This window comes from Nonomuraea sp. NPDC048901 (genome assembly GCF_040649695.1).
Classification (GTDB): domain Bacteria; phylum Actinomycetota; class Actinomycetes; order Streptosporangiales; family Streptosporangiaceae; genus Nonomuraea.
On record NZ_JBEZFW010000008.1, the window covers coordinates 507,091 to 515,287 of the forward strand.

The window sequence follows — 8,197 nt, forward strand, 5'->3', positions numbered from 1 at the left end:
ACACTCATACCGGCCGGTCGGTAGGCTCCGGGGTATGGACTTCGCCTTCGACAGTGTCACCGAGGACCTGCGTGAGCGCCTGCTTCTCTTCATGGACGAATGCGTCTATCCAGCCGAAGCCGCCTTCGAGGAGCAGGCCGCGACCAGCGGATGGAGCTCCCCGCCGCTCGTCGCCGACCTCAAGGACGAGGCCAGGAAGCGCGGCCTGTGGAACCTGTTCCTGCCGGGAGAGCACGGCGCGGGGCTGACGAACCTGCAGTACGCGCCGCTGGCCGAGATCATGGGCCGCAGCCCCAACCTCGCCCCGGTGGCCACCAACTGCGCCGCGCCCGACACCGGCAACATGGAGGTCCTCTCCATGTTCGGTAACGAGTGGCAGCGCAAGGAGTGGCTGCAACCGCTGCTCGACGGGCAGATCCGCTCGGCGTTCGCGATGACCGAGCCCGACGTGGCCTCCTCCGACGCCACGAACATCGCCACCTCCATCGCCCGCGACGGCAACGAGTACGTCATCAACGGCCGCAAGTGGTTCATCTCCGGCGCGATGAACCCCGACTGCAAGATCTTCATCCTCATGGGCAAGACCAACCCCGACGCGCCCAAGCACCGCCAGCAGAGCATGGTCCTGGTGCCGCGTGACACGCCCGGGATGCGGATCAAGCGCGGCATGCACGTGTTCGGCTACAGCGACGCCGACCACGGCGGCCACGCCGAGATCGTCTTCGAGGACGTACGGGTGCCGGTCGACAACCTGATCGGCGAGGAGGGCGGCGGCTTCGCGATCGCCCAGGCCAGGCTCGGGCCGGGCCGTATCCACCACTGCATGCGGCTGATCGGCATGGCCGAGCGCGCCGTCGAGCTGATGTGCCGCCGCGCGCTGGGGCGTACGACGTTCGGCAAGCCCGTCGCCCAGCAGGGCGTGATCCAGGAGTGGATCGCCGAGTCCCGCATCCGGATCGAGCAGCTGCGGCTGCTCGTGCTCAAGACGGCCTGGCTCATGGACACCGTCGGCAACCAGGGCGCCCACACCGAGATCCAGGCCATCAAGATCTCGACCCCGATCGCCGTGGAATGGATCCTCGACAAGGCGATCCAGGTGCACGGCGCGGGCGGCGTCTCGCAGGACTTCCCCCTGGCGGGGCTCTGGGCGGGAGCCAGGTCGCTGCGCCTGGCCGACGGTCCCGACGAGGTGCACAAGCGCTCACTCGCCTACCGCGAACTGAAGAGGTACATGTGAACGAGGCGGAGATTAAGGAGCGCGTCGACGCGCTCCTCGGCGCCAATGATCCGAAGAACCGGCTGGAGTTCCTGCGGGCCAGGTTCGACGCCGGGCTGGCGTGGGTGTGGTTCCCCGAAGGGCTCGGCGGCCTGGGCGTGTCGCGGGACCTGCAGCAGGTCGTCGAGCGGGAGCTCGCCGACACGCCGCAGCTCAACACCGGCGTGCAGGGCATCGGCCTGGGCATGGCGGCGCCGACGGTCCTGGCGTTCGGCACCGAGGAGCAGCGGCGCCGCTTCCTTCGGCCCTTGTGGACGGGCGAGGAGATCTGGTGCCAGCTCTTCAGCGAGCCGGGCGCGGGGTCCGACCTGGCGACGCTGGCCACGAGGGCGGTCAGGGACGGCGATGAGTGGGTCGTCGACGGCCAGAAGGTCTGGACCTCCGGCGCGCACCACGCCCGGTGGGCGATCCTCGTCACCCGTACCGACCCGGACGTGCCCAAGCACCGCGGCATGACGTACTTCATCTGCGACATGCACGCGCCGGGCGTCGAGGTGCGCCCGCTGCGGCAGATCACCGGAGAGGCCGAGTTCAACGAGGTCTTCCTGACCGGCGTCCGGCTCTCCGACGACCTGCGGCTCGGTGAGGTCGGCGACGGCTGGCGGGTCGCCCAGACCACGCTGATGAACGAGCGCGTCGCGATCGGCGGGGCCCCCGTACGGCGCGGCGGCGGCATGATCGGGCCGGTGCTCGACACCTGGCGCGAACACCCCGAGCTGCGCACCCACGACCTGCACCAGCGGCTGCTGTCGCTGTGGGTCGAGGCGGAGGTGACTCGCCTGTCCGGCGTACGGTTGCGCGAACAGCTCGTCGCCGGGCACCCCGGTCCTGAGGGGTCGGGCATGAAGCTGTCGTTCGCCAAGCTGAACCAGGAGCTGTCGGGCCTCGACATCGAGCTCCGGCGCGACCTCGGCTACGACGACTGGACCTTCCGCCGATCGGAGGACCTCGACTTCTACGGGCGTGGCGCCGGCTACCGCTACCTGCGCGCCAAGGGCAACTCGATCGAGGGCGGCACCTCGGAGATCCTGCGCAACATCATCTCCGAACGAGTGCTCGGCCTGCCCTCAGAACCCCGCGTCGACAAGGACGTCCCTTGGAAGGACCTGCCACGATGACCCTGCTGTACTCGGAGGTCGAGGAGGAGCTGCGCGCCGCCGTGCGCGGGGTGCTCGCCGACCGCTGTCCGCCGGCCGCGGTGCTCAAGCGGGTGGAGTCCGACCCCTACGACCTCGACCTGTGGAAGACGCTCGCCGGGGAGATCGGGGTGGCGGGCCTGCTCATTCCCGAGCAGTACGGCGGGGCGGGCGCGTCGGCCCGTGAGGCCGCTGTCGTGCTGGAGGAGCTCGGCCGGGGTGTCGCGCCGGTGCCGTTCTTCACCAGCGCCGTGCTGGCCACTCAGGCGCTGCTGGCGACGGGCTCGGCCGATCTGCTGGGCGGGCTGGCGGAGGGGCGGACGACCGCGGCCCTGGTGGTGTCGTTCGCCGCCTCGCCGTACCGGCCGAGGCGGGGCTCGTCGGTGAGCCTGGACGGCGGGACGCTGTCCGGGACCGTGTCCGCGGTCGCGGGAGCGGAGGTGGCCGACGTGCTGCTGGTGCCGGTCGGCGGCCAGCTGTACGCGGTCGAGGCCGCCGACGCCGCCGTCCAGGTCGTACCGTCGCTGGACCTGACCCGGCCGGTCGCGACGGTCACCTTCTCGGCGGCGCCCGCGCGGTCGCTGGGCCCGTGCGACCTGGTCGAGGTGCTGCGGTCCGGTGCCGGGCTGCTCGCCTCCGAGCAGCTCGGGGTGGCGGAGTGGTGCCTGGACACCACGCTCGCCTACGTCAAGGAACGCCACCAGTTCGCCCGCCCGGTCGGGTCGTTCCAGGCGATCAAGCATCGGCTGGCCGATCTCTGGCTCGACGTGGTCAGGGCGCGCGCCGCCGCGCGTGCCGCGGCCGGCGACGACTCGGCCGTGACGGTCGCCGTGGCCCAGGCGTGGAACGCGGGTGTGGCCGTACACGCGGCTGAGGAGGCCCTGCAGCTGCACGGCGGGATCGGGATGACCTGGGAGCATCCCCTGCATCTCTACCTCAAGCGTGCCAAGGCCACAGAGACGGCGCTCGGCACGCCCGGCGACCACCGGGAGGCGCTGGCATCACTGGCCGACGTGCCGGCGCCGGCCTCACTCGTCGACGGGCCCGGCCCCGAGCGAGGTCAGCAGTAGGTCGGCGAAGTGCTTGCCCACCTGGGCGCCGGTGAGCGGTCCGTCCGTGTGGAACCAGCTGCCCAGGTGGTGCACCGAGCCGAAGAAGTAGTCGACGACCAGCTCGGCCGGGACGCGTTCGCTGAACAGCCCCTCGCGCTGGCCCTCGATCACCAGGTCGCGGAAGCGCTCGTGGTAGCGGCGGCGTTCGGCGCGGACGGTCTTGCGCGTCTCGGGCGCCAGCAGGTGCATCGAGCGGAAGAAGATCTTGGAGTCGTCGAGGTTCGCGGTGGTGGTCTCGATGACGTCGGCCGCCGCCGCGTGCAGCCGCTCGGCGACCGTCCCGGGGCCGTCGGCGATGTGGGTCAGGCGCTCCATCTGCATGCGCAGCACGCGCGCGTAGATCTCGTGCAGCAGATCATCTTTGGAGTCGAAATAGTGGTACATGGCGCCCTTGGTGACGCCGGCGGCCACGACGATCTCCTGCACGGACGCGCCCTCGAAGCCCCGCTCCGCGAACAGCCGGGTCGCCTCGCTGAGCAGCCTCCTGCGTACCGGTTCTTCCTTCACGTGTCACAGCATACCGACTGGTCGGTTGATGGACTTCCCGCAGGTGCTATTTCCGTCACCTTAGGGTCCCCTTGCTTCCGTTGGGGTCAGGTGGGGTATTAATTGACTCAGCGAGGGATCTTCGGCGTGGCAGATCCTGATGGTTCAGCGACTCATTGGGGGAGTTTGCCGTGCCTGGTGGCTCGATCTACGTGCAGCAGGACGAGAAGTTCACTGGGGCCTCGCCTCAGTGGTACTACGAGAAGTTCTGGCGGGAGGACGCCAACAACCGCAAGCGATCAAGGATGATCAAGGCGGGCGTGGGCTTCGTGGCCGGCATCGGCCTGGCGATCCGGTTCGACCTGGCGCTCACCGCCTTCTACGGCGTCGCCCTCGCGGGCATCGTGGCCGGCGTCGACTGGTACATCGCCTGGCGCTCCTTCCACGCGACCGCGGTCTGGCGTGGCCGGCGGCGCGGTGAGGTGATCACCGGCCGGATGCTCCGCCGCTCGCTCGGCAAGCTCGGCTACAGCGTCCTGGACGGCCGGGCCATCAGGGATCAGGCCTCCATCGACCACCTCGTGATCGGCCCCGGCGGGCTGTGGGCCATCGACAACGAGTCGTGGAGCCCCGACACCGAGATCGCCACCTACAACGGGCGGCTGTTCTTCGGCGAGAAGTACGGCACCAAGGTGGCCAAGTCTCTCATCGAGACCTCCAACGCCTTCGCCGAGCTGCTGACTCGCGAGACCGGCATCCCGGTGACGATCACGCCGCTGCTCGCCGTGCACTGCGGCCTGCTGCCGCGCGGCGGCCAGGTCACGGCGGAGGGCCTCACGCTGCTCAAGCCGAGCCTGGCGGCCCGGCGCGTCAAGGCGACCGCCGGCGAGGTGCTCGACGAGCAGCAGATCGAGCTGCTCACCCGCACCGCCGCCCGGGAGCTCCAGCGCGCCTAGGCCAAGTCCTGGATGAACGCGCTGAGCTGCGCGACGTTGCGACACTCGTACATCGGCACGACCGCGTCGTAGTCGGTGGCGATGGAGTCGCCCGTGTCCCACTGCTGCCGGGGCTCCGGGTTGAGCCAGTAGGCGTGGCGGGCCTTCGCGGCCAGGGCGCGCAGGGTGTCGACGGCGGCCGGCTGGTAGTTGGAGCGGGCGTCGCCCAGGATCAGCAGCGAGGTCTTGGGGCCGATCGCGTCGCCGTAGCGCTCGGCGAAGCGCTCGAAGGAGTGGCCGTAGTTCGTGCGCCCGAAGCGGACCATGTCCGCCTCGTTGGCCAGCCGGGTCATCGCCTCCACCACGTCCGCGCCGGGGACGAAGAAGCGGGTGATCTCGTCGACCGTGTCCACGAACCCGAACGCCCGTACCTTGGTGAACTGCTCCCTCAGCGCGTACGTGAGCAGCAGCGTGAAGTGCGCGAACGACGAGACCGAGTCGCTGGTGTCACAGAGGATCACCAGCTCGGGCTTGTGCGGCCGGGGCGGCTTGAAATGGGTGGTCAGCGGCACGCCGCCGCTCTGCAGCGAGGCCCGCATGGTGCGGCGGAAGTCGAGCCGCCCGCGCCGGCCCTTCCTGTGCTTGATCGTCAGCCTGGCCGCCAGGCGCCGGGCCAGCGGGTAGACCTCGCGCCGCAGCCTGGCCAGGTCCGCCTTGGTGATGCGCAGGAAGTCGAGCTGGTCGAGCGGGGGGCGTACGGCCGAGCGGGCGATGCGTTCGACGCCGGAGTCTTCGGCGATCCGGCGGCGCACGTCGGTGGCGACCGCCTCCTCGAAGCGCCTGATGCCGGAGTTCACCCGCTGGCGGGCGGTCTTCTCGGCCAGTCCGCCGCGCTCCTGGCCGGCCAGGACCTCCTGGAGGATCCGGGCCATGAGCGTCTCGGGGGACAGGGCGCGCAGGACGCTGTAGGAGAACCAGTTCTGGCGGCCGGGACCAGCCGGCTGGCGGCCGAACCGCCCGACCATGGCCCTGGCGAACTCCCGCATCTCAGCTTCACTGCCCGTGGTCAGCAGCCTGGCCAGCTGGTCACGCAGCTCACTGAGCTCAGCGGTGTCGCTCTTTACGGCGCTTTCTTCGTACAGACCAGTGGTAGACGACGGGAACCACAGGTCGAACAGCATGTCGAACCCGGGACGGTGCCCCGGCTTCTTGACCAGCGTCGCCGCGTAGGCGGCGCGCAGCGACTCGCGCTCGGTCAGATCGATCACCCGCAGCGCCCGCGCGGCGTCGAGCCCTTCGGCCAGCGACACGGGCAATCCCGCCTCGCGCAGCGCGTGCACGAACCCGACATGCCTGTCGACCAGCGAGGTGTCACTCATGAGGGCAGCCCGAGCTCCTTGACCGCGCGAGCGTGGTCGGAGGCGTGCTTGAGCACCACGCCCAGCGTGCCGGCCACCGTCGGCTCGTCCAGCTCGTCGCGCCCGAGCGCGAGCAGCGTGTTGGCCCAGTCGACCGTCTCCGCCACCGACGGCGCCTTCTTCAGCTCCATGGCGCGCAGCGTGGCGACCGTCCTGGCCAGCTGCTCGGCCAGGTCCGCGCGGATCGTCGGCACCTGGCTGAGCACGATGTCGCGCTCGCGTTCGGGCGTCGGGTATTCGATGTGCAGATAGAGGCAGCGCCGCTTGAGCGCCTCGGACAGCTCGCGGGTCGCGTTCGAGGTCAGCACGACGTACGGCTTGCGGACCGCGCTGATCGTGCCCAGCTCGGGGATCGTCACCTGGAAGTCCGACAGGAGCTCCAGCAGCAGCCCCTCGACCTCCATATCCGCCTTGTCCGTCTCGTCGATGAGCAGCACGGTCGGCACCCCGGCCCTGATCGCCTTGAGCAGCGGCCGCTCCAGCAGGAACTCCTCGCTGAAGATGTCGTCGTCGGCGCTGGTGGCCTGGATGCGCAGGAGCTGCTTCTTGTAGTTCCACTCGTACAGGGCCCTGGCCTCGTCGAGCCCTTCGTAGCACTGCAACCTGACCAACTGGGCGCCGGTCGCCAGCGCCACGGCCTTGGCCAGCTGCGTCTTGCCCACCCCCGCGGGGCCCTCGACCAGCAGCGGCTTGCCGAGGGCGGCGGCGAGGAACACCGAGGTGGAGATGGCGTCGTCGGAGAGATAGTCAACGGCGGCGAGCCGCTCGGTCACGTCGGCGGGCGAGTCGAACATCGATGCTCCTGTCTGCTTGCCGAACTTTATTCTAGCGGCTGGCAGGCGGGTGATACCGATTCGACCAGGATGCGGAGTGCCGGTATATTCCTCTCTGCAAGCGCCGCTAGCTCAGTTGGTTAGAGCAGCTGACTCTTAATCAGCGGGTCCGGGGTTCGAGTCCCTGGCGGCGCACCGCACGGAAACCCCAGCTCATCGATGTTGAGCTGGGGTTTCTCGTTTTTCAAGTAGCTCTGGCCGAGCCGAGGCGCTCCCATGGTCGCTCGGTGGTGCTTTTCCCGGCTCCCTGGAACGGGGAGCCGGGAGAAGGGCAGGCGTCTCAGCGAACGGCGCGATGCTCAGTGTGGCGACGGGCGTCCGCGAGCGGCTTGGACGGGATGACCAGTGTGGGCCTGCCTGAGGTGTGGACCACGTGGGTGGAGGTGCTTCCGGCGACAAGTGCCCGTAGTCCTTGCCTGCCTCGTGAGCCGATCACGATGAGCGAGGCGTCGATCTCCTCCGCGACATCGGCGATGGCGTCGGCGACGGTCTCCTCGGGGATCGAGGCGACCCGGGGTTCGGCCTTCAGCCCGAGTCCGCGGGCGAGATCCGCGCCTTCGGTGGCCAGTCGTTCGGAGGCGTCGAGGGTCTTGTCGTCGAAGTCGCGCAGCTCGTCCAGGGCGGGGTGGCCTTCCAGGTGTGCGGCGAGGCTCTCCAGTGGCTGCCGGGCGTAGAGGACCACGGCGGGGGCGCCGGGAAAGAGCCGGGCGGTCTCTTCGAGCGCATGGCGGGCGCCGGATGAGCCGTCGTAAGCGATGAGGATCGGTGTGGTGGTCATGGGTTACTCCCTGAAAGCGGGGCTCAGAGAGCAAGGTGGTCAGTGGCCGCTGTGCGTGGTGGCGGGCTCGGACGCGGCCGGCTCGGTGCGGTGGGAGCGCAGCGTCAGCCCGGCGAGCAGGGCGCCGACGGCGGCGATGCCGGCGGCGCCGATGAAGGCGGAGGAGAAGCCGTTGGTCAGGGCGGGCAGGTTGCCGAGTTGTCCGGCGCCGTTGGCGGCGGCG

At 69.8% G+C, this 8,197-nt stretch carries 8 protein-coding genes, 1 tRNA gene and 1 pseudogene; 5 read left to right on the plus strand and 5 right to left on the minus strand.

Features of this window, described 5'->3' with window-relative positions:
• The first annotated feature begins 34 nt into the window (after positions 1 to 34).
• From AB0C30_RS29795 to AB0C30_RS29805, 3 genes are read left to right on the plus strand one after another with little or no spacing between them, the layout of a single operon-like run.
• Positions 35 to 1,237, plus strand: a complete 1,203-nt coding sequence (locus AB0C30_RS29795) for an acyl-CoA dehydrogenase family protein (RefSeq protein ID WP_357950714.1) — start codon at positions 35 to 37, stop codon at positions 1,235 to 1,237.
• Positions 1,234 to 2,394 carry an acyl-CoA dehydrogenase family protein gene (locus AB0C30_RS29800; protein ID WP_357950716.1) on the plus strand — a complete coding sequence of 387 codons (1,161 nt, stop codon included), beginning with the start codon at positions 1,234 to 1,236 and terminating at the stop codon, positions 2,392 to 2,394. The genes AB0C30_RS29795 and AB0C30_RS29800 overlap by 4 nt, the downstream gene beginning before the upstream one ends.
• On the plus strand, positions 2,391 to 3,482 hold the full coding sequence (locus AB0C30_RS29805; RefSeq protein ID WP_357950719.1) for an acyl-CoA dehydrogenase family protein: 1,092 nt from the start codon (positions 2,391 to 2,393) through the stop codon (positions 3,480 to 3,482). The genes AB0C30_RS29800 and AB0C30_RS29805 overlap by 4 nt, the downstream gene beginning before the upstream one ends.
• On the opposite strand, the gene AB0C30_RS29810 is transcribed toward AB0C30_RS29805, so the two are convergent.
• Positions 3,441 to 4,031, minus strand: a complete 591-nt coding sequence (locus AB0C30_RS29810; RefSeq protein WP_357950722.1) for a TetR/AcrR family transcriptional regulator — start codon at positions 4,029 to 4,031, stop codon at positions 3,441 to 3,443. The genes AB0C30_RS29805 and AB0C30_RS29810 overlap by 42 nt on opposite strands.
• A 170-nt stretch (positions 4,032 to 4,201) precedes the next feature.
• Between AB0C30_RS29810 and AB0C30_RS29815 the strand changes: the two genes are divergently transcribed.
• On the plus strand, positions 4,202 to 4,966 hold the full coding sequence (locus tag AB0C30_RS29815) for a nuclease-related domain-containing protein (protein WP_357950725.1): 765 nt from the start codon (positions 4,202 to 4,204) through the stop codon (positions 4,964 to 4,966).
• Here AB0C30_RS29815 and AB0C30_RS29820 read toward each other — a convergent pair.
• Positions 4,963 to 6,324 (minus strand): VWA domain-containing protein, encoded by a 1,362-nt coding sequence (locus AB0C30_RS29820; protein WP_357950728.1) that lies wholly within the window; start codon positions 6,322 to 6,324, stop codon positions 4,963 to 4,965. The two genes, AB0C30_RS29815 and AB0C30_RS29820, sit on opposite strands and share 4 nt — an antisense overlap.
• The gene (locus AB0C30_RS29825) at positions 6,321 to 7,157 is read right to left on the minus strand and encodes a MoxR family ATPase (RefSeq protein ID WP_357950730.1); all 837 of its coding nucleotides are present in this window, start codon (positions 7,155 to 7,157) and stop codon (positions 6,321 to 6,323) included. Before AB0C30_RS29825 ends, AB0C30_RS29820 begins: the two co-directional genes overlap by 4 nt.
• A 100-nt stretch (positions 7,158 to 7,257) precedes the next feature.
• On the opposite strand from AB0C30_RS29825, the gene AB0C30_RS29830 reads away from it, so the two are divergent.
• Positions 7,258 to 7,331: transfer RNA gene (locus AB0C30_RS29830), tRNA-Lys, on the plus strand.
• Between the two features lie 145 nt (positions 7,332 to 7,476).
• Here AB0C30_RS29830 and AB0C30_RS29835 read toward each other — a convergent pair.
• Together AB0C30_RS29835 and AB0C30_RS29840 are read right to left on the minus strand one after the other, a co-directional pair.
• Positions 7,477 to 7,974, minus strand: coding sequence for a universal stress protein (locus AB0C30_RS29835; protein ID WP_357950733.1), 498 nt, complete (start codon positions 7,972 to 7,974; stop codon positions 7,477 to 7,479).
• Positions 7,975 to 8,013: 39 nt separating this feature from the next.
• Positions 8,014 to 8,197 (minus strand): annotated as a pseudogene (locus AB0C30_RS29840) (MFS transporter); the annotation flags it as partial.